Annotated in this window: 24 protein-coding genes; 12 read left to right on the top strand and 12 right to left on the bottom strand. The window is 67.9% G+C overall.

The window, feature by feature from the left end:
• The first annotated feature begins 137 nt into the window (after positions 1–137).
• Both G3I17_RS09820 and G3I17_RS09825 read left to right on the top strand, forming a co-directional pair.
• Positions 138–2036, top strand: coding sequence for a TetM/TetW/TetO/TetS family tetracycline resistance ribosomal protection protein (locus tag G3I17_RS09820; RefSeq protein WP_164595652.1), 1899 nt, complete (start codon positions 138–140; stop codon positions 2034–2036).
• 46 nt (positions 2037–2082) lie between these two features.
• Complete coding sequence (locus G3I17_RS09825; RefSeq protein ID WP_164595653.1) at positions 2083–3903, top strand: ABC-F family ATP-binding cassette domain-containing protein; 1821 nt, start codon at positions 2083–2085, stop codon at positions 3901–3903.
• Between the two features lie 435 nt (positions 3904–4338).
• On the opposite strand, the gene G3I17_RS40615 is transcribed toward G3I17_RS09825, so the two are convergent.
• The gene (locus tag G3I17_RS40615; RefSeq protein WP_164595654.1) at positions 4339–4836 is read right to left on the bottom strand and encodes a MarR family transcriptional regulator; all 498 of its coding nucleotides are present in this window, start codon (positions 4834–4836) and stop codon (positions 4339–4341) included.
• A gap of 94 nt (positions 4837–4930) precedes the next feature.
• On the opposite strand from G3I17_RS40615, the gene G3I17_RS40620 reads away from it, so the two are divergent.
• Both G3I17_RS40620 and G3I17_RS09840 read left to right on the top strand, forming a co-directional pair.
• The gene (locus G3I17_RS40620) at positions 4931–5728 is read left to right on the top strand and encodes a methyltransferase domain-containing protein (protein WP_164595655.1); all 798 of its coding nucleotides are present in this window, start codon (positions 4931–4933) and stop codon (positions 5726–5728) included.
• Positions 5728–6075, top strand: coding sequence for a VOC family protein (locus G3I17_RS09840; RefSeq protein WP_164595656.1), 348 nt, complete (start codon positions 5728–5730; stop codon positions 6073–6075). The genes G3I17_RS40620 and G3I17_RS09840 overlap by 1 nt, the downstream gene beginning before the upstream one ends.
• A 69-nt stretch (positions 6076–6144) precedes the next feature.
• Here G3I17_RS09840 and G3I17_RS09845 read toward each other — a convergent pair whose 3' ends face one another.
• From G3I17_RS09845 to G3I17_RS09870, 6 genes are all read right to left on the bottom strand, one after another.
• A complete protein-coding gene (locus G3I17_RS09845; RefSeq protein WP_164595657.1) occupies positions 6145–8604 on the bottom strand; it encodes an FtsX-like permease family protein in 2460 nt (819 codons plus the stop codon).
• Positions 8605–8607: 3 nt separating this feature from the next.
• Complete coding sequence (locus tag G3I17_RS09850) at positions 8608–9402, bottom strand: ABC transporter ATP-binding protein (protein WP_164595658.1); 795 nt, start codon at positions 9400–9402, stop codon at positions 8608–8610.
• A gap of 122 nt (positions 9403–9524) precedes the next feature.
• Positions 9525–10199: a response regulator transcription factor gene (locus G3I17_RS09855; RefSeq protein WP_164595659.1), complete on the bottom strand. Its 675-nt coding sequence runs from the start codon at positions 10197–10199 to the stop codon at positions 9525–9527.
• Positions 10196–11398 carry a sensor histidine kinase gene (locus tag G3I17_RS09860; RefSeq protein WP_164595660.1) on the bottom strand — a complete coding sequence of 401 codons (1203 nt, stop codon included), beginning with the start codon at positions 11396–11398 and terminating at the stop codon, positions 10196–10198. Before G3I17_RS09860 ends, G3I17_RS09855 begins: the two co-directional genes overlap by 4 nt.
• Positions 11399–11540: 142 nt before the next feature.
• The gene (locus G3I17_RS09865) at positions 11541–12143 is read right to left on the bottom strand and encodes a TetR/AcrR family transcriptional regulator (RefSeq protein ID WP_203590032.1); all 603 of its coding nucleotides are present in this window, start codon (positions 12141–12143) and stop codon (positions 11541–11543) included.
• A gap of 200 nt (positions 12144–12343) precedes the next feature.
• Positions 12344–13333, bottom strand: coding sequence for an acyl-CoA desaturase (locus G3I17_RS09870; protein WP_164595662.1), 990 nt, complete (start codon positions 13331–13333; stop codon positions 12344–12346).
• Positions 13334–13610: 277 nt separating this feature from the next.
• Here G3I17_RS09870 and G3I17_RS09875 point away from each other — a divergent pair, with 277 nt between their 5' ends.
• Positions 13611–13868, top strand: a complete 258-nt coding sequence (locus G3I17_RS09875) for a hypothetical protein (RefSeq protein ID WP_164595663.1) — start codon at positions 13611–13613, stop codon at positions 13866–13868.
• A gap of 216 nt (positions 13869–14084) precedes the next feature.
• Positions 14085–14612, top strand: a complete 528-nt coding sequence (locus tag G3I17_RS09880) for a DUF6326 family protein (protein ID WP_203589988.1) — start codon at positions 14085–14087, stop codon at positions 14610–14612.
• Positions 14613–14646: 34 nt separating this feature from the next.
• On the opposite strand, the gene G3I17_RS09885 is transcribed toward G3I17_RS09880, so the two are convergent.
• Positions 14647–15279, bottom strand: coding sequence for a DinB family protein (locus tag G3I17_RS09885; RefSeq protein ID WP_164595664.1), 633 nt, complete (start codon positions 15277–15279; stop codon positions 14647–14649).
• Positions 15280–15311: 32 nt separating this feature from the next.
• On the opposite strand from G3I17_RS09885, the gene G3I17_RS09890 reads away from it, so the two are divergent.
• Entirely contained in the window at positions 15312–16211 is a 900-nt protein-coding gene (locus tag G3I17_RS09890; protein WP_164595665.1) for an aminoglycoside phosphotransferase family protein, read from the top strand.
• A gap of 37 nt (positions 16212–16248) precedes the next feature.
• On the opposite strand, the gene G3I17_RS09895 is transcribed toward G3I17_RS09890, so the two are convergent.
• Positions 16249–16596, bottom strand: coding sequence for a VOC family protein (locus tag G3I17_RS09895; protein WP_164595666.1), 348 nt, complete (start codon positions 16594–16596; stop codon positions 16249–16251).
• Positions 16597–16629: 33 nt separating this feature from the next.
• Positions 16630–16884 (bottom strand): hypothetical protein, encoded by a 255-nt coding sequence (locus tag G3I17_RS09900; RefSeq protein ID WP_164595667.1) that lies wholly within the window; start codon positions 16882–16884, stop codon positions 16630–16632.
• A 76-nt stretch (positions 16885–16960) separates the two neighbouring features.
• On the opposite strand from G3I17_RS09900, the gene G3I17_RS09905 reads away from it, so the two are divergent.
• From G3I17_RS09905 to G3I17_RS09925, 5 genes are all read left to right on the top strand, one after another.
• On the top strand, positions 16961–17185 hold the full coding sequence (locus tag G3I17_RS09905) for a hypothetical protein (RefSeq protein WP_164595668.1): 225 nt from the start codon (positions 16961–16963) through the stop codon (positions 17183–17185).
• 125 nt (positions 17186–17310) lie between these two features.
• Positions 17311–18609 (top strand): hypothetical protein, encoded by a 1299-nt coding sequence (locus G3I17_RS09910; RefSeq protein ID WP_203589989.1) that lies wholly within the window; start codon positions 17311–17313, stop codon positions 18607–18609.
• Between the two features lie 87 nt (positions 18610–18696).
• Positions 18697–20187 carry a bifunctional UDP-N-acetylglucosamine diphosphorylase/glucosamine-1-phosphate N-acetyltransferase GlmU gene (glmU, locus tag G3I17_RS09915; RefSeq protein ID WP_164595669.1) on the top strand — a complete coding sequence of 497 codons (1491 nt, stop codon included), beginning with the start codon at positions 18697–18699 and terminating at the stop codon, positions 20185–20187.
• A gap of 14 nt (positions 20188–20201) precedes the next feature.
• Complete coding sequence (locus G3I17_RS09920; protein WP_164595670.1) at positions 20202–21182, top strand: ribose-phosphate diphosphokinase; 981 nt, start codon at positions 20202–20204, stop codon at positions 21180–21182.
• A gap of 4 nt (positions 21183–21186) precedes the next feature.
• Complete coding sequence (locus tag G3I17_RS09925; protein ID WP_164595671.1) at positions 21187–21951, top strand: NAD(P)-dependent oxidoreductase; 765 nt, start codon at positions 21187–21189, stop codon at positions 21949–21951.
• On the opposite strand, the gene G3I17_RS09930 is transcribed toward G3I17_RS09925, so the two are convergent.
• Both G3I17_RS09930 and G3I17_RS09935 read right to left on the bottom strand, forming a co-directional pair.
• The gene (locus G3I17_RS09930) at positions 21941–22603 is read right to left on the bottom strand and encodes a PhzF family phenazine biosynthesis protein (protein ID WP_164595672.1); all 663 of its coding nucleotides are present in this window, start codon (positions 22601–22603) and stop codon (positions 21941–21943) included. The two genes, G3I17_RS09925 and G3I17_RS09930, sit on opposite strands and share 11 nt — an antisense overlap.
• Before the next feature lie 42 nt (positions 22604–22645).
• Complete coding sequence (locus G3I17_RS09935) at positions 22646–23509, bottom strand: cobalamin-binding protein (protein ID WP_203589990.1); 864 nt, start codon at positions 23507–23509, stop codon at positions 22646–22648.
• Positions 23510–23620 lie beyond the last annotated feature (111 nt).

Genomic DNA, 23620 nt, shown 5'->3' on the forward strand with positions numbered 1-23620 from the left:
TCACCCGAAGGTTATCCTCGACCCGTCAATGGTCCGCGGTACCGCAGAGAAGGAGCTCCAGATGCGCCGAGCGTCGGTCTACGCCATCACTCCTGATCGCTGCGACGCACCCGCGAGGACCTTTGAAGACTCTGACGATGGGCATTCTGGCGCATGTCGACGCCGGTAAGACCAGCCTGACCGAACGCCTGCTGTACGCCGCGGGCGTGATCGACCACGTCGGCCGCGTGGACGACGGCAGTACCCGCACCGACTCGATGGACCTGGAACGCCGGCGGGGGATCACGATCCGCTCGGCCGTCGTCTCGTTCGAGCTCGGCGACCTGACCGTGAACCTGATCGACACCCCGGGCCACTCCGACTTCATCGCCGAGGTCGAGCGCGCGCTGTCCGTGCTGGACGGTGCCGTGCTGGTGATCTCGGCGGTCGAGGGCGTCCAGGTGCAGACCCGGCTGCTGATGCGCACGCTGACCCGGTTGCGCATCCCGACGCTGCTGTTCGTCAACAAGATCGACCGGATGGGCGCCCGGTACGACGAGCTGCTCGCCGACCTCGACCGGCTCCTCACACCCACCGCCGTGCCGATGGGTTCGGTGACCGATCTCGGCACCCGCGCGGCGCAGTACCGGCAGTTTCCCCTGGGGAACAAGGCACTGGGGGAGTTGCTTGCTGAGGGCAATGACAGGTTTCTCGCCCGGTATCTCGACGAGAAACTCGCCCCGCAGGACTATCACCTCGAGCTGGCCGACCAGGTCCGCCGGCCGCGCGTGCATCCCGTGTACTTCGGATCGGCGATGACCGGCGAGGGCGTTCCCGAGTTGATCGAGGGGATCCGCGAGTGGTTGCCACGGGCAACGGAAGCTCGAGAGGACCCCTTGCGCGCTTCGGTGTTCAAGGTGGAACGCGGGCCGGCGGGGGAGAAGATCGCGTCGGCCCGGGTGTTCGCCGGCCGGCTGCACGCGCGGCAGGCGATCGACGTGCACCGTGGCGGAATGCAGTACGAGGTGAAGCCGACGTCGGTGCGGCTGTTCGAGCGCGGGGGGACGCGGTCCGTCGAGAGTGCGGAGGCAGGGCGGATCGTCGCGCTGCGCGGGCTCAAGCAGGTGCAGATCGGTGACCAGCTCGGGACGCCGGCCGGGCAAGGCGGGCACTTCTTCGCGCCGCCCACGCTCGAAACCGTGGTGCATACCCAGGACCGGGTGAAGCTCTTCCAGGCGCTGCAGCAGCTGGCCGAGCAGGATCCGCTGATCCGGGTTCGCAAGGACGCGACGGGGCAGATCTCGGTGAATCTGTACGGGGAAGTGCAGAAAGAGGTGATCGCGTCGCTGCTGGAGGAGGAGTACGGGCTCGCGGTCGCCTTCAGTGAGACGACGCCGATCCATGTCGAGCGTCCGGCCGGGATCGGTACTGCGATCCGCGAGATCGGTGATCCCCGCAACCTGTGGTGCGCGGGGGTCGGCTTCCGCGTCTCGCCGGCCTCGGTCGGTACCGGCATCGACTACCGGCTGGAGGTGGAGCTCGGCGGGTTGCCGCGGGCGTTCCACACCGCGATCGAGGAGACGACTCGCGCTGCCTTGCAGCATGGTCTGTCCGGCTGGGAGGTGGTCGACTGCCGGGTGGATCTGATCCGCACGCAATACTCCTCGCCGGTGACCGTCGCCGGGGACTTCCGCAAACTGGTGCCGCTGGTGTTGATACAGGCGCTCCAGGAGGCGGGCACGAGGGTGCACGAGCCGGTCGACAGCTTCGAGTTGGAGCTTCCACCGGACGCGGTCTCGTCGGTGATCGCCAAGCTCGTCGAGGCCGGCGCGACCTTGGAGTCAACGGAGATCAGGACCGAACGTGCGGTTCTCACCGGGCTGATCCCGGTCGGCCGGGTGTACGCCTTCGAGGCTCAACTCCCCGGTCTCACGCATGGTGAAGGGATCCTGCTGACCACCTTCAGCGGCTACCATCCCGTCCCGACGGCCGCCGGCGCCACCGACGAGGCCCCGGAGAAGGCCGCCGGGGACAAGAAGGTAGAGGTCATCAAGTAACCAGCTGACTTTGGCGGGTGCCGGGGTGGACTAGGCTTAAGTCGATATGGCCGCCACTCCTGCACCTAACCTTGTCAATCTGGAAGCTGTCACCAAGGGCTTCGGGACCCGCACCCTGCTCGATGGGGTGACCCTCGGCATCGGCCGGGGTGAGCGGATCGGGGTGGTGGGGCGGAACGGCGACGGGAAGTCCACGTTGCTGCGCTTGCTCGCCCGGGAAGAGACGGCCGACGCCGGGCGGATCACGCACAACCGCGATCTTCGGCTGGGGTTCCTCGGCCAGGTCGACAGCCTCGATCCGGAGTTGACCGTCGCGCACGCGGTACTGGGCGACGTCGAGACCTATACCTGGGCCGCCGATCCGCGCGCACGCGACGTGATGGAGCAGCTACTCGGTGGCGTCGACCACGAAGCGCTGATCGGCACCCTCAGTGGTGGTGAGCGCCGGCGCGCGTCGCTGGCGCACCTGCTGATGACCGAGGTCGACCTGCTGATCCTCGACGAGCCCACCAACCACCTCGACATCGAGGCGGTCAACTGGCTCGCGCAGCACGTCGTCGACCGGGCCGGCGCCCTCATCGTCGTCACCCACGACCGGTGGTTCCTCGACGAGGTCTGCAACGAGACCTGGGAGGTCCAGGGCGGCAAGGTCAACTCGTACGACGGCGGCTACGCGTCGTACGTGCTGGCCAAGGCCGAGCGGTCCCGCAACGAGGCCGTCGTCGAGGGCAAGCGGCAGAACCTGGTCAAGAAGGAGCTCGCCTGGCTGCGCCGGGGAGCGCCCGCGCGGACGGCGAAGCCGAAGTTCCGGATCGACGCCGCCAACGCCCTGATCGAGAACGAGCCGGAGCCTCGCGACAAGCTCGCCCTGGCCAAGCTCGCCACCTCGCGACTCGGCAAGGACGTCTTCGACGCGGAGGACGTCACCCTGAGCTTCGGCGACCGGGTGATGCTTGACCACGTCACCTTCCGGATCGGCCCCGCCGACCGGATCGGCCTGCTCGGCCCGAACGGTGCCGGCAAGACCACGTTCCTCAAGGTGCTCACCGGCCTGCTCCCGCCGGACACCGGCAAGGTCAAGCAGGGCAAGACGGTCAAGATCGCCAACCTCTCGCAGACGCTGGAGGATCTCGACGGCACGGTGACGGTGCTCGCGCACATCACCGGCATCCGCCGGGTCGCGGCCCTGGCCGCCGGCGTCGGCGAGATGAACTCGTCCCAGCTGCTGGAGCGGTTCGGCTTCACCGGCGACAAGCTGACCACCCGGATCAACGACCTGTCCGGTGGCGAGCGTCGCCGGCTGCAGCTGCTCCGGATCCTGCTCGACGAGCCGAACGTGCTGATCCTCGACGAGCCCACCAACGACCTGGACGTCGAGACGCTGACCGTGCTCGAGGACTTCCTCGACAACTGGCCGGGCGTCGTCGTGATCGTCACCCACGACCGGTACTTCCTCGAGCGGGTCAGCGACATGGTCTACACGATCCTGGGCGACGGAACCGTCCGGCACCTGCCCCGCGGCGTCGATCAGTACCTCGAAGAGCTCAAAGCCGGCCCGGTACGCCGTGCCGTCTCGTCTTCCGCCGGCAGTGCGCCGACACCGGCGGCACTGGCCAACGGACAGATCTCGGGCACCGAGCCCGTCGTGGACGCGGCTGCGGCCAGGGCGGCGAAGAAGGAGCTCAACCGGATCGAGCGGCAGCTGTCCAAGCTGAAGTTCAACGAGGGGAAGCTGCACGACCAGCTGGCCGCGAACGCCAGCAACTACCCACGGCTGGCCGAGCTGGACACCGAGCTGCGCAAGCTCGCCGAAGAACGCGCCGGGCTGGAAACCGCCTGGCTCGAAGCGGCCGAACGCACGGAATAACCGCTGCGGCGGGCGGTGCCAGACAATCCAGCCGGCCGGCGAAATGTATACATGATCAAATCTTTCGGGACCTGAGTCGCGGCACACCCTCCAATCCCCTGTGATTAGGAGGGTATGCCGCGTCTGCGGGCGAGCGGGCCCCAACCGGCCGGGTTGTCCGAGCCCCGAGCCCCGGACACCACCAACCGGCTTCGGCGAACCACCTCTTGCCGCCGAAGTCACCGATCTCGTGAACGTTCTGTAGTCGCTTGGCCACCAACAGTCAGGAGACTAGTTGGACCGGTCACTCAGTGTCGATAGTCGTGGACTACAGCAATCTCTCGATCTCGTTGCAACTAGCAACGATCGGTGCACACATAAAGTGACGGGTCGTCTTTTCGGATTATTCCGGCACAATTCCCGTGAGTAACTTCGAGCCCGCGCAGAAATGCGGTATCAGTGGTTTTCCTGGTCGAACGGGCCGACCAGTTCGCGCAGTACGCGGGCGATCTTGGCCTGGTCGCGCTCACTGATTGAGCCGAGCAGGGCGCGCTCGTGGGCGAGCAGATCGGCCATCGCGGCGTCGACCGAGTCGCGGCCGGTGTCGGTGAGCTGGACGATCACGCCACGGCGGTCGGCCGGATCGGGCAGTCGCTCGACCAGCCCGCGCGCGGTCAGCCGGTCCACCCGGTTCGTCATCGTGCCCGACGTCACCAGGGTCTCCTTGAGCAACCGGCCGGGGGAGAGCTGGTACGGCTCGCCGGCCCGCCGCAATGCGGCCAGTACGTCGAACTCCCAGGACTCCAGGCCATGCGTCTCGAACGCCTGGCTACGGGCGCGATCGAGATGCCGGGCCAGCCTGCTGACCCGCGACAGCACCTCCATCGGCGCCACGTCGAGATCGGGCCGCTCGCGACGCCAGGCCTCGATCAGCCGGTCGACCTCGTCTCTCATATTCCGAGACTATGCCATCAAGACTCTTGACATCAAGAGAACCCGTAGGCGTAAAGTTTCTCGACGTCAAGACATCTCACCGGAAGGCCAACCGATGCGCACGTCTCCGGTCTGGAACCCCCAGCAATACAACAAGTACGCCGACGAGCGCGGCCGCCCCTTCGCCGACCTCGTCGGCCGGATCCGGGCCGACGCGCCTGTCACCGTGGTCGATCTCGGCTGCGGTCCTGGCAACCTGACCGTCACTCTGCTCGACCGCTGGCCGGACGCCGCCGTCCAGGGCATCGACAGTTCGCCGCAGATGATCGAGACGGCCCAGCCGCTGGCCGGCGAGCGACTGAGCTTCGAGGTGGGGGATCTGCGGGAGTGGACAGCGGAGGCGGAGTCGGTCGATGTGATCGTCACCAACGCAACGCTGCAGTGGATTCCCGAGCAGCTCGAGTTGCTTCCCGGGTTCGTGCGGGCGTTGAAGCCGGGCGGATGGCTGGCGATTCAGATTCCGGGGAACGGGAATGCGCCGTCGCACGCGATCCTTCGGGAGCTGGCGGCAACCGAGCCGTACGCCGGGTACGCGAAGGACAAGTCGCTGCGGGCGGACGTACCAGGGCCGGCGGAGTACGTCGAGGCGCTGAGTGCCGAGGGGTGCAGGGTCGACGCGTGGGAGACGACGTACAACCATCTTCTGCAAGGCGAGAATGCGGTGCTGGAGTGGGTCAAGGGGACGGGCGCGCGGCCGGTGCTGCAGTCCTTGCCCGATGAGCTGCGCGTACGGTTCGAGGCGGAGTACGGGGCTCGTTTGAACGAGGCCTATCCGCGGCGGGAGTTCGGCACGCTGCTGCCGTTCCGCCGGATCTTCGCCGTTGCCCAGAAGAGCGCCCAGAAGGGGAACTAATGCGACTCGATCATGTGCAGGTGTCCTGCCCGCCCGGTGGCGAGGAGGTGGCGCGGGCGTTCTACCGCGACGCGCTCGGGATGACCGAGCTGGAGAAGCCGCCGCTGCTCGCGGTCCGCGGTGGCTGCTGGTTCAAGGACGGTGCCGCCGAGGTGCACGTCGGCGTCGAGGAAGACTTCAGCCCGGCGTTGAAAGCGCATCCCGCGCTGGCCGTCGACGACCTCGACGCACTGGCGGAAACCCTCCAGGCCAAGGGCTATCCGGTCAACTGGGACAACGACACGATCCCGGGCCGCCGCCGCTTCCACACCGCCGACGGCCACGGAAACCGAGTCGAGATCGTCTGACCCAAAGCGCTTACGTCCGAAGAAGTGAAGGCGACGTCCCTCCGGTTCTTCGGACGCAAGCGTTGGGTGCTACTCGGTGGCGAGTGCTCCGGCCGGTGCGACCTTCGCGGCGCGCCGGGCCGGGAGGATCGACGCGAGCAGACCGGCCACGGCTGCGACCAGGGCGATCGTCAGCAGCAGACCACCCGGTACGGCGTACTCGACGGGTCCGTCGATCTGGCCGCCCATCAGCGCCTCCGTGCCGGACCAGCCGTAGATCAGGCCCAGCCCGATCCCCAGCCCGGCCGCGACGAGTGCCATCAGCAACGACTCGACCGCGAGCATGCCGCGTAGTTGCCGCCTGGTCAGCCCCATCGCCCGGAGCAGCGCGTTCTCCCGCGTCCGCTCCAGCACCGACAGGCTGAGCGTGTTGCCGACGCCGACCAGCGCGATCAGTACCGAGACCCCGAGCAGCCCGACCGCGACGAGCAGCAGGATGTCGAACACCTTGGTGTAGAAGCTCCGCTCGGGCAGCCCGCCGGAGATGCTCAGGTTCTTCACCGTGGGCAGCGACTGCTTGAGCTCGTCCATCACCTTGGGGCCGTCGGCCTTCGGGTCGGAGGCCAGCCAGAAGCCGGTCACCGCGGCCTTCGGCGCCAGCCTCTGCAGATCGGTCTGGGTGACCGTGAACGGGTCCAGACCCTGGGCCGCGACGACCTTGAACGCGACCTTCTCCTTGCCCGAAACGATGGTGACGGTCCCGCCGTCCTCGACGTTGAGCGAGTACCTCGTGTTGCGGTCGAGCAGCGCCGTACCGGGCTGGAGCTGGCCGGCCAGCGTCGGGTTGTGGATGACCGAGGACGCCGAGGCTTTGTCGATGCCGGTGATCGCCAGCGTGTTCTCGCCCGACTTCACCGTCGCCGTCCGGACCGGTACGACCTGGGTGATGCCCTTGATGCTCTGGAGTTGGTTGGCCGCGGTGGCCGGCAGCTTCTCGTCGGTCACCTGGACCGTCACGTCGACCGGGTACTCCTTGTCCATCGTGACGTCGAACGTCTTGCGGACCGAGGCGATCCCGACACAGGTCAGGCTGATCAGCGTGACGCCGATGAGCAGCGCCGACGTGGTCGCCGCGGTCCGCCGCGGGTTGCGGACGGCGTTGGCGACGGCGATCCGCGCGGGAACCCCTCCGGCCCGCGCGGGCAACGCCCCCAGCACCCTGACCAGCGCGGGCACCAGCAGGGAGCCGATCGACAGGATCCCGATGAAGGAGATCACGCCGCCGGCGACGCCGATGATCACCTGATGCGACCTCGCGCCCTGAGCGAGCAGGCCGCCACCTGCGGCCAGTAGCAGGAAACCGACGATCAGGCGAACGATGCCGGCCTTGGACTTGGCGACCGGAGCCGCCTCGGGCCGGAGAGCTGCCAGCGGAGCGACCCGGGTCGCCCGCCGAGCCGGTACTACGGCAGCCAGGATCGTCGCGACCGTACCGAGCAGGAGCGGGAGGAAGACCGAGGCCAGGTCGAGGTGCAGGTCGACCGGCGGGATGCCCCAGTCGAAGGACCGGGCCAGCGTCAGGGCGATCGCGGACAGTGCGACGCCGAAGACCACACCGATGCTGGAGGCAACCAAGCCGACCACGGTGGCCTCGGCCAGTACGGAGGAGAAGACCTGCCGGCGGGATGCGCCGACGCAGCGCAGCAGCGCCATCTCGCGGGTCCGCTGGGCGATCACGATGGTGAAGGTGTTGCCGATCACCAGGCAGGCGACGAACAGCGCGATCACGGCGAACATGCCGAACACGCCACCGAGTACGTCGATACCGTTGGTGATCTGCTTGACCTGGTAGTCGATCCAGCCCTCACCGGTGTAGACCATGAGGCCCTGGTTGACCGCCCCGGTGACGGCGGCGGCCAGCGCGGCCTGGCTCACGCCCGGGTTGGCAGCGACCTTGAGCTGGTTGATGTAGCCCTGCGGCTCGATCGCCTTCACTGTCTCGGCAGTGGCGACCGCGTTCGCGCCACCGATCGAGGTGCTGTCGTCGAGCAGACCGACCACCGTCAGCATCCAGGGCTTGCCGTCCCAGGTGCTGAACTTGACCTGCTGGCCGAGCGGGATCTTGTACTTCTCGGCCAGCTTGGCCGGTAGCGCGACCTCATTCTTTGCCTCCGGCAACTTTCCGGAGGTCGTGGTCGGGCCGGCGATCTTCGAGGTGTCGTAGCGGGCGTCGATGCCCAGGCTCTCCGGCCGGACCTGACCGGGCCACTGCACCTGCAGGTACGCCGACGTGTCGGTCACCATCGAGGCGACCTGTGGCAGTTTCTTCACGGCCGCCGCGTCACTGGCGGCGAGGGACTCACGGCTGGACTCGACCACCGCGTCGACCCCGGCGTTCTGCTTGCCGATGGTCTCGTCGATGCCGTGGGTGGCCGACGAGTGCGCGGTCATCGCCAGGGTGCCGAAGCCGACACCCAGCACGATCGCCAGACAGGCGGCGACCAGGCGGCCCAGGTGGGCGCGCAGGGAGGAGAGAATCGAGCGTCGCACGGGTCAGGCCCCCAGCTGCCGCAGGGCGCCGAGGACGGTCTCCGGGGTCGGGTCGATCAACTCGCCGGCGAGCTTGCCGTCGGCAAGCATCACGACGCGGTCGGCGTACGACGCCGCGAGCGGGTCGTGGGTGACCATCACGACCGTCTGACCGAACTCGCGGACCGAGCGGCGCAGGAAGCCGAGCACCTCGGCGCCGGAGCGCGAGTCCAGGTTGCCGGTCGGCTCGTCGGCGAAGACCACCTCGGGCCGGCCGACCAGAGCGCGGGCGACGGCGACGCGCTGCTGCTGACCGCCGGACAGCTCCGACGGGCGGTGCGTGAGGCGGTCCTGCAGACCGAGGACGTCGATCAGCGTAGTCATCCACTGTTGGTCGGGCTTGCGACCGCCGAGCTCCAGCGGGAGCAGGATGTTGTCCTTGGCCGAGAGCATCGGCAGCAGGTTGAACGACTGGAAGACGAAGCCGATCCGGTCGCGGCGGATCTTCGTCAGCGCGGCGTCCGGCAGCTGGGTCAGCTCGGTCTCGCCGAGCAGCACCTGACCCGAGGTCGGGGTGTCCAGGCCGGCCAGGCAGTGCATCAGGGTCGACTTGCCGGAACCCGACGGACCCATGATCGCGGTGAACCGGCCCACCCCGAAGTCGACGGAGACACCGTCGAGCGCGGCCACCGCGGTGTCACCGTGGCCGTAGACCTTGCGAAGCTCGTGTGCGCGGATGGCAGTCCGGTCGGCGGTGTCCTGCGGCAAACGCCCGAGCGGCAGGGTACTGGCCGTCAGGTCGCCGGTCTGGATGGTCATCGTTCTCCTCGAAAGGCCGGGGGCGAGACGCTCTCACCCACGTTCCAAGAAGTTACCGACGATCAATCCCCGAAGAGTCGGACCAGGGAATGGACTCCGCGTACGACCAGAGTCGTACTACTTCACCTCGGCGCTTTGACGATGCCGGTCTCGTAGCCGAGGACTACCAGGGCCACTCGGTCGCGCAGGCCGGTCTTGGCCAGGATGCGGCCGATGTGGGTCTTGACCGTTGCCTCGGACAACGTGAAGAGGGTGGCGATCTCGGTGTTCGACAGGCCCCGGGCGACCTCACCCAGTACTTCGCGCTCGCGCGCGGTCAGGATGTCCAGGTCGGGGCGTTCGCGCTCCTCGTCGGGCAGCGAGCCGGCGAAGTGCTCGAGCAGCCGGCGCGTAGTACTGGGGGAGACGACCGCGTCGCCGGTATGCACCTGACGGATCGCGTTCAGCAGGTCCGCGGGTGGAGTGTTCTTGAGCAGGAAGCCGGCCGCGCCGGCCTTGATCGCGGCGAACGCGTACTCGTCCAGGTCGAAGGTGGTCAGCACGATCACTCTGGGGGCCTGCGGCAACGACTGTAGTTGCCGCGTCGCCTCGACCCCGTCCAGCCGGGGCATCCGGACGTCCATCAGAACGACATCGCTGGCGGTCACCTGGAGCTTCTCCAGCGCCTCGCCGCCGTCACCGGCCTGACCGACCACCCGCATGTCCGGCTGCGAGTCCACCAGCATGGTGAATCCCGCACGCACGAGCTCCTGGTCATCCACCAAGAACACGCGAATGACGCTTTCGTCGGTCGTCACTGGGCTACTCCTCCGTTGGGCAGGTTGTACGGCAGCTTGGCGATCACCTCGTAACCACCGCCCGCCTTCGGTCCGGCGTTCACCGTACCGCCGGAGATGGACGCGCGTTGCCGCATCCCGACCAGACCATGCCCCGGGTCGCTGCTCGGCGCGACGCCGGCGCCGCGGCCGTCGTCGGTGACCACCACGGTCAGCATCTCGCGCCCGAAGTCGAGATGGACGGACGTCCGCGCTCCCGGCCCGGCGTGTTTCAGCGTGTTGGTGAGCCCTTCCTGCACGATCCGGTACGCCGTCAGGCCCAGCAGCGCGGGCAGATCGCGCGGGGTGCCGGTGACGTCGTAGTCGACGGTGAGCCCGGCTTGACGCACGTTCTCGATCAGCTCGGGCAGCGACGAGATACCGGGTTGGGGGCGCGGCTGGTCCGGATCGAGCTCCTGCTGGGCGTCCTGTTTGAGCAGGCCGAGCATCTTGCGCATCTCGGTCAGCGAGGCGCGCCCGGTGTCGCCGATCGTGGCCAGCGCCTTCTTGGCCTGCTCGGGCGACGCGTCCGCGGCGTACAGGCCGCCGTCTGCCTGGACGATCATGATCGACAGGCCATGGGCGACGACGTCGTGGATCTCGCGGGCGATCCGGGTCCGCTCGGCCGAGACGGCGAGCTTGGACTCGCGATCGCGGTCGTGCTCGGCCTGGATCGCGCGTTCTTCCAGCTGAGCGACGTACAGGCCTCTGGTCCGGCGGCGTTCGCCGATGGCCCAGACGCCGAACACCAGCGCGCCGAGCGCGACCATCATGGTGATCTGCTGACGCCAGTCGGAGCCGCTCCAGTACCGGGCGGTCGCCATCAGCACGCCGAGGCCGCCGATGCCGAGGGCGATCCGGCTGTACTTGACCTCGCCGTACACCGAGATCGCGTGGAGCGCGATCAGCAGGCCCACGTTGCCGGGCTGCAGCTCGACGCCGCCCAGCCACTGCAGGACGGCGACGGCGGAGACGGTGAAGAAGACGAGCTCGGGATGGCTGCGGCGCCAGATCAGCGGCACCAGCATGCCGAGTCCGAGGGCGCCCGCCATGCTCGCCTGGGCGAGTCCGAGCAGGCCGAGGACGAGGGTGAGTCCGCCCGCGAGCAGCAGGTCGAACGCCCTGCTGCGCGGGCTGACCTGTCGCCGGGGCGCCAGGATCCCGGACATGGTCCCCGTCATGCGGGCCAGATTACGGTGAAATCAGCACGGTTTGGTCATGCCAGGGGCGGATGTCGGCGTCCTACTGTGGTCTCAGCCCGTTCGCCGGGCGCGGTGGTTCGCAGTACGGGGTGCTGGGCGCGGCGGTTGGTGGTACAGGGCCTTATTTGTGCGGACGGGTGGAGAGCGTGGGTTTCGCTTCGAGGCCGGATAGGCCGTTCCAGGCGAGGTTGACCAGGTGCGCGGCGACGTCGGGCTTCTTCGGGCGGCGGACGTCGAGCCACCACTGACCGGTCAGCGCGACCATGCCGACCAGCATCTGCGCGTACATCGGGGCGAACTTCGGGTCCAGGCCGCGGCGCTTGAACTCCTCGGCCAGGATGTGCTCGACCCTGGTGCCGACGTCGCTCAGGATCGAGATGAACGAGCCGGTCGACGAGCCGACGGGGGAGTCGCGGACCAGGATCCGGAAGCCGTCGGAGGAGCTCTCGATGTAGTCCAGCAGCGCGAGCGCCGCCTGCTCGACCAGCTCATGGGCGCGGCCGGCGGTCAGACTTGCCGTCACGGTGTCGAGCAGCTTGCGGACCTCGCGATCCACCACCACGGCGTACAGGCCCTCTTTGCCGCCGAAGTGTTCGTATACGACCGGCTTGGAGACCTCGGCGCGGGCCGCGATCTCCTCGACGGAGGTTGCTTCGTAGCCCTTCTCGGCGAACAGGCCACGGGCGATGACGATCAGCTGCTCGCGTCGCTCGGCACTGGTCATCCGGACCCGGGTCGTGCGGCGCGGCTTCGGTTCAGTCACTGAGGGCGTGCCTCCTCGTCCCCTTCGTGCTGCGCGGCACGCACCGAGGCACCGCACCGGGCACCTGCTCGCGACTGAAGGGGACGAGGAGGCACGCCCTAAGGATCACGTCAGCATCATGCCGTAGATCGGGGGTACGAGGTGGGAGATTTACGGCCCGCTCAGGCTGCCGCTCGGTCGGCGGCGGTCACCCGCCGCGCTTCGAGGCGTTCCTTGACCGGCCAGCGCACGTCGCTGACCCAGCCCATCTTCTCGAAGAACCAGATGGTCCGCGCGGACGTGTCGAGCTGACCTTTGAGTACGCCGTGGCGGGCGCAGGTCGGGTCGGAGTGATGCAGGTTGTGCCAGGACTCGCCCTGGCTGAGGATCGCCAGCCACCAGACGTTGCCGGACTTGTCGCGGGACTTGAACGGGCGGGACCCGATCGTGTGGCAGATCGAGTTGATCGACCAGGTGACGTGGTGCAGCAGGGCGATCCGGACCAGGCTGGCCCAGAAGAACGCGGTCAGCGCGCCCTCGATCGACCAGGACCACAGACCGCCGATGACGGCCGGCGCGAACAGACTCGCCAGGACCAGGAACGGGAACATCCGGGACACCTTGACGATGTCGCGGTCCTTCAGGAGATCCGGCGCGTACTGCCGCTGCGGGGTCTGCTCGGCGTCGAACAGCCAGCCGATGTGGGCGTGCCAGAAGCCCTTGGTGAGTGCTTTGAGGCTGGTGCCGTAGCGCCACGGGCTGTGCGGGTCGCCCTCACGATCGGAGAACTTGTGGTGCTTGCGGTGGTCGGCCACCCAGCGGACCACAGGCCCTTCGATCGCAAGTGAGCCGGCGATCGCCAGCGCGTACTTGAGCGGCCGGTTCGGCTTGAAGGACTTGTGCGTGAAGTACCGGTGGAAACCGATCGAGATGCCGTGACCGGAGACCGTGTAGAACACGACCGCGATCACGATGTCGCGCCAGCCGAGGAACCCGCCCCAGGCGATCGGTATCGCCGCCAGCACGGCCAGGAAGGGGATCCCGATGAACAGCGCGAGCGCGAGCTGTTCCCACGCGCCCTTGCGCTCGCCACCGCGGGTCCCGTGGTCGGTGTCGAACTCGCCAGCCTGCCGGGCGCCGGTGGGCGCCTCCGGAGCCGCAACTGGAGTCATGATTTTCCCTCGTGGTGGAGGACGGCTTTACCTACGCAACCGTAACCTACGGGTTCGTAGGTTAGGAACCCCTTCGCGTGTCACCTTGCCCACCCATGGCAGACTGTTCCGGCGTACCAGCGATCCCCCGTGGGGTAATCGGCAGCCCGCGAGACTTTGAATCTCGAAGATCTGGATCGAAACCAGGCGGGGGAGCAACGCACGGCCCCCAGGCCAGAACCTTTGGCCTGGGGGCTTCCGTCTTGCCCCACCCGTACTCGTGTCGCGGGCTGGTGCGTTGAGCCCACCTGAACCACTGGTGATGTGCCGCCTTGGGTATCTGACTCGCGTCGCGTCGGTCGGGCTGGTGCGTTGCCCCATCGGAGCGGCAAGCGTCGGGTACGCGAACGAGCCCGGCAAGTCCGACGACCTGACCGCAGCCGGACCCGATGCCGTCATCACCAACACCTCCGAACTCACCGAGGCGATCCGCGCCCGATCGCGCTACGCGTGGGCTGAACGGCAGACGGGAAGACGCAGGGTGGAGTTGCGCTAGGCGCTGGTGCTCAGCAGCTCGGCCAGCGGCAACCTGACGTCAGCAGGGTAGAGACCAAGGTCGTCGAACTCGTCAGCCCCTGCCCAGGTCCATCTGTCCAGCGTAGGCACAGCGCGGCAGCGGCGGATCAGCCGAAAGCACGAGAGAGAGACCATGCCATCGGCCAGGCGAACTCCAGCCTCCTGGCCGATATGCCCGCCGCCGGGCTCAGCGATCGTGGACCCACCGATCCTCACCACAACGACGGAGCCCATGATGAGAACACGTCAACCCACCACCACACTGGAAGACCAGCCGATCCCGGTGAGAGCCAAGCTCGCCGCAGCGTGGACAAGCTTCATGTTCCTGTACGCCTACATGGACATTCTCAACTTCTTCACGCCCGGCGTCATCGAAGACATCCTCGACGGCAGGGTCTTCGAGTTCGACCTCTCCCAGACCTTTTCGACCACGGCGCTGACCCTCATAGCCATCCCGATCTTCATGGTCGTGCTGTCGATGACGCTGCCCGCCCGCGCGAACCGCACCATGAACCTCATCGTGGCCTCGGTCTACGTCCCCGTCACGGCATTCAACGTGGCGGGCGAGTCCTGGCTGTACTTCTACGGCCTTGGCGTCGCATTGGAATTGATCCTTCTCGCCCTCATCCTGCGGTACGCCTGGACCTGGCCTCGCACCGCACCGTCGGCGACCATGGCGACCAGCCCGGACCGTGAAACCGTTCGCGCCCAGCAGCAAGCGTGAAGCCCGTTCAGGGCCGGACTTGCTAACGGATTTGCTAACAAACGGTGTGGATCGGGGTGGACGACCAAGCGCACGGCGGGCCGGTCGCGCGCTGGTGCGTTGAGCCCACCCGAACCACTTGCGATGTGGCGCCTTGGGTGTCTGACTCGCGTCGCGTTGGTCGGGCTGGTGCGTTGCCTATCGGAGCGGTCTGGCTGTCGATCAGTTCTCGGATGATGTCGGCGTGGCCGGCGTGCTGGGAGGTTTCGGCGGTCATTCTGATCAGCAGGACCGCCAGCGTTGTTTCCTGGTGGCCTAGCGCCCAGTGGGCCACGTGGCCTGGGGTGTTCAGGTCTAGTTCGGTGATGGTGAGGTCGGAATGGGTGCAGGCCTGCCGGTAGACGCCGGTGATGTAGTCGGTTGATTCGTCCGGCGTAGCCCACATATCGATCTCGGTGTAGGGGTCGTCGCGGAACCACGATGGGCGTTCGAGCGGTGGGCGGCCGAATGCATCGCCGAGGTAGCCGTATTCCAAGCCCGCCAAGTGTTTGACCAGACCGAGCAGGTTTGTGCCGGTCGGAGTCAGCGGGCGGCGGCGGTCGTACTCCGGTAGGCCGTCCAGCTTGGCGAGCAGTACTGCCCGGCTGCTCTGTAGGACTCGCAGCAGTTCGGCTTTGAGATCGACCATCGTCGGACCCTACCGAGCGCGATGATGGGGCGATGGTCGAGGTTCCCGTGGCGTTCGTGAGGGAGATCCTCGAGCGGGAGGGGGACGCGGGGAGGGCGTGGCTCGAGGCGCTGCCGGGGCTGGTCGATCGGGCGCTGGTGAGGTGGGGGCTCACGCTGTCGGGGCGGGCGATGCATGGTGCGGTGGGGGTTGTCGTGCCGGTACGTCGCGCTGATGGAAGTACTGCTGTCTTGAAGGTTTCATTTCCCCACCCTGGAAACCTTGCTGAACCGCGGGCGCTGGCTGCATGGGCGGGGCGTGGTGCGGTGCGGCTGGTCGAGTACGACGCTCAGGTGTTCGCGATGGTGTTGGAGAAGGCGAGCGGCTACTCGTTGCGTGAGTTGCCCGATGCTGTCGAGCGGATGGTGGTCGCGGGGCGGCTGAATCGGCGGCTGGCGGTGTTGGCGCCGGAGGGATTTCCGTCGCTGAAGGATGTTGCTGGCGATTGGGCGAGGGAGATCGACTCGCGGTATCAGCGAGTACGGACGCCGCTGGCGGATCGGCTTGTCGGGCGCGCGCTGGAGAGCTGTCGTGAGCTGGCGGCGGACCAGCCGAACTTGCTAGTGCATGGCGACCTGAACTTCAGCAACATCCTCAGAAGCAGTCGCGAACCGTGGCTGGCGATCGATCCGAAGGGTTGGGCCGGCGATCCCGCCTACGACGCTGTCAACCTGCTCCGCGAGCACTGGCACACCATGGCCGCGCCCGCGGATCTGGTGAAGACCTTGTCGTACCAGCTGGCCGCCTTCGCCGAGGCCGCCGAAATGGAGCGGGAGCGAGTCATCCGCTGGGTGCAGGCCTGCGCGGTCAAGGACGCACTTTGGAGCGCGGAGTTCGGCGAGCCCACCGAACGAGCAACAGCGAACGAAACCGTCGCGGGCATCACTACCTGACCCAACAAGACGAGCGAACGCCGGTACCTGGAGAGACTCAACCGTTGCGGACGAAGCCGAGTTCGTTGCCGTCGGGGTCTGCGATGGTGAATTTGCGGGTGCCGTAGGGGGTGTCGAAGAGGGGCTCGATGATGGTGGCTTGGTCTTTGAGTTGGTGCCATAGGGCGTCGGGGTCGTCGATGGTGAAGTTGAAGCGGGCGCCCCGGCCTGGTGCCTCCATGACGGCGAAGGTGGCGCCGGAGTGGGTGACGAAGTGGGCGTAATTGGGTGCGTCCGGGGGCCAGTAGGACTCCACCTCGAAGCCGAGGACCGTCGTGTACCACTCGACGGCGGCGTGTAGGTCACTCACGTTCGCGCGAACATGCTCAAGCCTCGTTCCAGCCATGCCCAGAGCGTGGCACAGTCGCCGGGTCGATCGTCAGTCGTCGTCGATATCGCGGAAGGCGTCCACAGCTCGTTCGCGGAGCATGTCGAGTTGGACGGTGAGGATGCCGATGACCTCCTCGACGTTCATTCCCTCGGTCTCGCGGAAGGCCCAGCTCGGATGGCCCTCGGCATCCAGGCACTTGACCAGTACTACGCCCTCCAGGGCGGTCCAGCCCGGCAGCAGCGGCGGGACTCTGAACGCGTCGCCCAGGACCTGGGCGAGAGGCTGGCCGTACTCAGTCGACATGCTCCGAATTCTGTCAGGAGAACCCGCCTCAGGGGCAGACTCGTACTCTCGCAGTTCCAGGCATCGGAGGTAGTTGATGACAACCGGAGAACCGGTTCGGGTCGAGGTCGACGGTCAACTGTTCGACGTACGCGTCGACCGACCTGGGCACTACCACTTCGATTGGGTCTCCGGGCCGAATGCGGGCTACGGCTTCAGCTCGGCGACATCTGACGCATCGCCTCTGACCCCGGCTGCCCAGGAGGAGTCGATCCGGTCCTTCCTCAAGCAGGTTGACCCCGTCACCGGGTACATCGAATAGCCGGTGCCGACCGACAGGACATAGTCGGGAAGGGCCGGGCCCGTCACGCTCAGGTGGGCTGCCGGGGCGTGAGTTTTGGGGACTATGTCCTGTCGGTCGGGACAGAGTTGGTAGGAGCGCAGGCGGTGCGTGACGATGTGGGGGTGCGTGGGTTGCGAGGGGCTTTGACGCCGTTGGCCGGGGCGTTGGTGGTGGGCGGTGCGTTGTGGCTGGCGATCACGCCGGCGGCGAGCACTGTGCGGTTGACCAGTGAGGCGACGCGGGGTGTGACGCTCCAGACCATGCGCCCGAGCCCGACCAGCGATGTGGATCCCACGCTGGCCAACGCGGTCGATGCGAGCCTGGCGCGGCGCGGCGTGGCCATCAGGACCAACAACCTCGCGATGTTCCTGCAGGATGTCGCGCCGGCCCTCAGGGCGAGGCAGACGCAGCAGTTCCTCAACCTCAGGGCCGTCGGGGTGAGCGTGACCTACCGCCGCGCCGAGCCTTGGCAGAACCTGCGCGGGCAGACCGGCACCTTCCGCGTCAGCATGCGGTACGTCCTGCACGGCAGCAGGCTCGACCAGGCGGCAACGGACGTCGGCTACACCTATGCCTTCCGCAAGGGCCGCCTCTGGATGACCTCTGACCGCGCCCTCGACCAGGCGATCGGCTCCAACCGCCAGCCCTGGGACTTCGGCCCCATCGCCGTGCTCCGACGACCCAACATCGTCGTCATCGTCAACCAGGGCCAGCTCGCCAAAGCTCGAAGTCTCGCGGACGAGACGGTGGCGGCGGCCAAGCGCGTGCGGAAGACCTGGCCCGGCCAGCTACAGATCGTCCCGTATGTCGTCGCGCTGCGCGAGCCGCAAGTACTGACCGAGATCCCGCCAACCCTCCCCGGCGCCGAGCCCGCCCAGGTGCGAGCCATGGTCAGCCCCGCGATCGGGTCGATCCAACCGGCGGGCGGCTGGGTCGTGATCCGGCAGACCACAATGTCTCCGGCCCAGCTGAACCACGTCCTCCTGCATCTCCTACCGGTCAGACTCGGCGACGGCGCCCCCAGGTGGCTGGCCGAGGGAATGGCCCAGTACGCCGAGATCCAGGCGCTCCCAGCCGCCGAGCGAGCCGCGAAGCGCCGCGAGCTGACCAAGCAGGAGCTGACCCAGCTGACCCGGCTCCCCGCCGACGAAGCCTTCGTGGCAGACCCCAGCGTGGAGGGTGCCAGCGTGGGGGGCGCCGGCGCGAAACGCGCCAGGGATGCCCTCAGCTTGCGGGCCGTGGAGCAGTTGATCGCCAAGGCCGGAGTGAAACAGGTCACTGAGTACTACCGTCAAGTGGCCCGCCGCGGCTACAACGACGCTGCCAGGGACCGTCTGATGCAGGAGTACACCGGCTTCACCCAGGCGCGGCTGGTGGAGTCCGTGCGAGGGTCCTCGAGTTGAGCAAGTAGTCTGACGAAGGCACCGTTTCGAGTGTCCGTTGACAAGTCAGCCCAGCCGAACTCGCCGGGAACTCGAGGAGAAGACCGCGTGACCTCCCACCGTCCTGCCTCCGTCATCATCATGGCCGCCGGGCAGGGGACCAGGATGAAATCCGCCACCCCCAAGGTCCTGCACGAGATCGGCGGGCGCAGTCTCGTCGGTCACGCTGTGGTCACCGCCCGTGCGCTGGCCCCGGAACACCTCGTCGTCGTGGTCGGTACCGGCCGTGAGCTCGTCGAGGCCCACCTGGCCGAGATCGACCCCGGAGTCCGTACCGCCGTCCAGGAGCAGCAGCTGGGCACCGGCGACGCGGTCCGCTCGGGCCTCGCCGCAGTACCGGCCGACTTCGACGGCACCGTCATCGTCACGTCGGGTGACGTCCCGTTGCTCGAGGCGGAGACGCTGAAGGAGCTCGTCGCCGAGCACGAGCGGCGCGGCAACGCGATCACCGTGCTGACCGCGCGGGTGCCGGACCCGACCGGCTACGGCCGGATCATCCCCGGTGACGACGGCAGCGTGGCGGGCATCGTCGAGCACAAGGACGCGACGCCGCAGCAGCGCGAGATCGACGAGATCAACGCCGGCATCTACGCGTTCGACGCGGCCACGCTGCGCGACGGGCTGACCCGGATCACCACCGACAACGCCCAGGGCGAGCTGTACCTGACCGACGTACTGGCGATCGCGAAGAGCGACGGCAAGCGGGTCGGCGCGTATGTCACCGAGGACGCGATGCAGACCGAGGGCGTGAACGACCGTGTCCAGCTGGCCACCCTGCGCGCCGAGCTCAACCGCCGCACGCTCGACACCCTGATGCGGGCCGGCGTCACCGTGGTCGACCCGAACACCACCTGGGTCGACTCCACCGTCACCCTCGACCGCGACGTCACCCTGCTGCCGAACACGCAGCTGCACGGCGCCACCAAGGTCGCCACCGGCGCCACGATCGGCCCGGACACCACGCTGACCGACATCGAGGTCGGCGAGGGCGCGTCGATCATCCGCACCCACGGCTCTGGCGCGATCATCGGCGCCCACGCGACCGTCGGCCCGTTCGCCTACCTGCGGCCCGGGACGACCCTGGGCGTCAAGGGCAAGATCGGCACCTTCGTGGAGACCAAGAACGCCGCGATCGCGGACGGCGCGAAGGTCCCGCACCTCACCTACGCCGGTGACGCGACGATCGGCGAGGGCGCGAACATCGGCGCCGGCACGATCTTCGCCAACTACGACGGCGTCAACAAGTTCCACTCCACGATCGGCAAGTACTCGTTCGTCGGCAGCAATTCGGTACTGATCGCGCCGGCCGACATCGGTGACGGCGCCTACATCGCGGCCGGCAGCGCGATCGACTCCCCGGTCGGCCCGGGCGAGATCGCGGTCGCCCGCGGCCGGCAGCGCAACATCAAGGGCTGGGTCGCGCGCAAGCGGGCCGGTACGAAGACGGCGAAGGCTGCCGAGGAAGCGCTGGGCGCGGCCGGTGCTGGTTCAGCTGCTGCGCCGACCGGTTCACAGCGCGACACTGGCGACAAGGCGTAACGGGAGGCTTGGCCATGAGCGGGATGAAACGGACCACCGAGAAGAACCTGATGGTGTTCTCAGGACGGGCGCACCCCGCCCTGGCGGAGTCGGTCGCCGAGGAGCTCGGGGCGGGTCTGGTGCCGACTTCGGCGTACGACTTCGCCAACGGCGAGATCTACGTCCGGTACGAGGAGTCGGTCCGGGGCAGCGACGCGTTCGTGATCCAGAGCCACACTGCTCCGATCAACCAGTGGATCATGGAGCAGCTGATCATGATCGACGCGCTGAAGCGGGCGTCGGCCAAGCGGATCACCGTCGTGCTGCCGTTCTACGGCTACGCCCGGCAGGACAAGAAGCACCGCGGTCGCGAGCCGATCTCGGCCCGGCTGATGGCCGACCTGTTCAAGACGGCCGGCGCGAACCGGCTGATCTGCGTCGACCTGCACACCTCACAGATCCAGGGCTTCTTCGACGGCCCGGTGGACCATCTGATGGCGCTGCCGATCCTGAGCGACTACGTGCGGGAGAAGTACGGCGATCAGCAGCTGGCCGTGGTCTCCCCGGACGCCGGCCGGATCAAGGTCGCCGAGCAGTGGTCGGCCCGGCTGAACAACGCGCCGCTGGCCTTCATCCACAAGACCCGCGACATCGACCGGCCGAACGAGACGGTTGCCAACCGCGTCGTCGGTGAGGTCAAGGGCCGGGTCTGCATCCTGGTCGACGACATGATCGACACCGGCGGCACCATCTGCAAGGCCGCCGACGCCCTGATGGCCGACGGCGCCGCCGGCGTGGTGATCGCCGCGACGCACGCGATCTTGTCCGGCCCGGCGGTCGACCGGCTGAAGAACTGCCAGGCCAGCGAGGTGATCGTCACCAACACGCTGCCGATCGCCAAGGAGAGCGAGTTCGACAAGCTCACCACGCTCACGATCGCGCCGCTGATCAGCCAAGCCATCCGCGAGGTCTTCGAGGACGGCTCGGTGACCAAGCTCTTCGACGGTCGCGCCTGACACGATGCGGATCGCCGTCTTCCACCCCGGCGCGATGGGCTCACAACTAGCCCACCAATTGGTTGCCGCAGGCCACGAAGTGCGCTGGTCGCCTGAGGGTCGCAGCCCGGCCTCGGTCGAGCGCGCCGAGGTGGCAGGATTGATCGGTACTACGTTCGCTGACGCGATCGCGTCAGCCGAGGTCGTCGTCTGCTCATGCGCGCCGCAGGGCGCGATCGACATCGCCCGGGAGGTGGGGGCGGCGGGGTTCGCCGGGATCTACATCGAGGCCAACCCGCTCTCACCCAAGTCCCTGCAGGCAGCCCAAGACGCCTTGCCTGAGGCAACCTTTGTCGACGCGGGAGTGATCGGTCCGCCGCCAACCGGTGGGTCGAGCCCGACGCACCTGATGCTCTCCGGCTCAGCCGCTGCAGTGGCGGCCGACTTGTGGGACGGAACGGCGGTCACGCCCATGGTGGTGGGCGACCAGGTAGGTGCTGCGTCGGCTGCGAAATCTGCCTATGCCCTTTACAACAAGGGGAAAGCGGCCCTCGCAGTACTGGCCTTCCAGCTGGCCGAGAAGCATGGAGTGACGGAGGCTCTGACGGCCCAACAGGTTCGCGCCGACGCCGGCTCGCTGAAGGATCCCGGACTCCCGGAAAGCCTGCGAAGCGTGGCCTGGCGCTGGGGCCCCGAGTTCGACGAGCTGGCCAAGACCCTCGACGCCGCCGGCCTCGAAGGAGACGCCGCCCGCGCCCTCCGCGAGGTGTGGACCAAGCTCAGTCGATGACGACGCGGCCGCCGACTTCGGCGTACGACGGCGGGCCGGGTTGGGCGAGGACGAGCGAGCCGTTGCCATGCTTGATGGTGAGCCGGCGGCCGAGGGCCGCGGCCAGGCGCATCGACGCGGACCCGCAGGCCTCGTCCTCCTCGATCCCGAAGCGGCGCCCGAAGACGCGGACCCGGACGATCCCGGCTGCCTCGTCTTCCCAGGCCCAGAGCTGGGTCGCGTCCTGCTCCGGTACGAGCGGGCCGGTGAGCTTGTCGACCGCCTCGGCCGACTCCAGCTTCTCGTGCCACCACGGCGGCGCGGAGGCGAGCGGGCCGCGGACCCAGACGTCGTCACCGTCCTGCCAGGTCGTCACCTCGCCGGCCGCGACGCGCAGTACGTCGGGAGCCTTGCCCAGCTCGCGGTTGAGCACCCAGGCGGCACCGACCGCGGGGTGACCGGCGAACGGCAGCTCAGTCGCCGGGGTGAAGATCTGGAACGCCGCCCGCTCGACATCGTCGAAGAAGATCGTCTCCGCGTACCCGAGCTCAGCGGCGAATTTCTGCCGCTCGGCGTGGTCGGGGATGGCTGCACCGTCGAGCACCACACCCAGCTGGTTCCCGAAGTTCCCGGCCGGATCGGTGAACACCCGCACCACCTGCACGTCAGTCATACCGCCAGTTAACCAGGCCGCACTCAGCTAACCAGGCTGCACTCAGCGGAGGCGGCGGGCCACCGACTGGTCTACCGGGCCGTTGTGCAGCAGGCCGGCCAGGGCTTCGACGCCGTCCACGAGTCGGGGGCCTGGTCGCGCGAAACAGCCGTTCGCGTCGACGGCCCAGACCGGTACTGCGGGTGGGAGCGTGCCGCTATCGAGCAACTCCTGCGTGAGGTCGCTCGCGGCGTCCAGGTCGAACCCACAGGGCGCCGACACGATCACCTCGGGGCGGGCCGCCTCGATCGCGGGCCAGGTGGTTCGTACCGAGCGGAGGCCGGCCGTGCCGAGCACGCTCACGCCACCGGCGTACTCGATCATCTCCGGGATCCAGTGGCCGGGGGCGAACGGCGGGTCGGTCCACTCGAGCAGCATCACTCGCGTATTGCCCTGGATCCGGACCTTCGCCAGGCGTTTGCGCAGGTCCTCGACGAAGCGGCCGGCGGGCTGGCCGATGGCGTCGCCGATCAGCTCGATCGAGTCGAACACCTCGTCGAGGTCGTGCGGATCGGTGGTCACCACCTGCGCCTCGCAGCCGAGGTAGGACAGCGCCTCTTCGACATCGTCGAGGTCGATCGCGCAGACGGCGCAGAGGTCCTGGGTGATGACGAGGTCAGGGGCGACATCGCGGAGGGCGTCGCGGTCGAGCTTGTAGAGGTCCTCACCCGCGGCGACTCGCTCGCGCACGGCGGTGTCGATCTGGACCGGGGTGAGACCTTCGGGAAGATTGGTGGTGGAGACGATCCGCCGCTCGCGCGCCTCGATCGGGTAGTCGCACTCGAAGGTCACCCCGAGCACGTCGTCACCGCCCCCGAGAGCGAAACAGATCTCGGTGGCCGACGGCAGCAGAGAGACGATCCTCATGCGAAGACCCTACGACGTAATCGCTCGAGGGTCGGCGTCTGAGGGGTTGACCTCTTAGACGGTGGGTTGCCCCGTCGGAAGCTCGCGGGGCAACCCACCCTTTGAGGGGTT

The organism is Streptomyces sp. SID13031, from assembly GCF_010548305.1.
In the GTDB taxonomy this organism is placed as follows: domain Bacteria; phylum Actinomycetota; class Actinomycetes; order Propionibacteriales; family Kribbellaceae; genus Kribbella.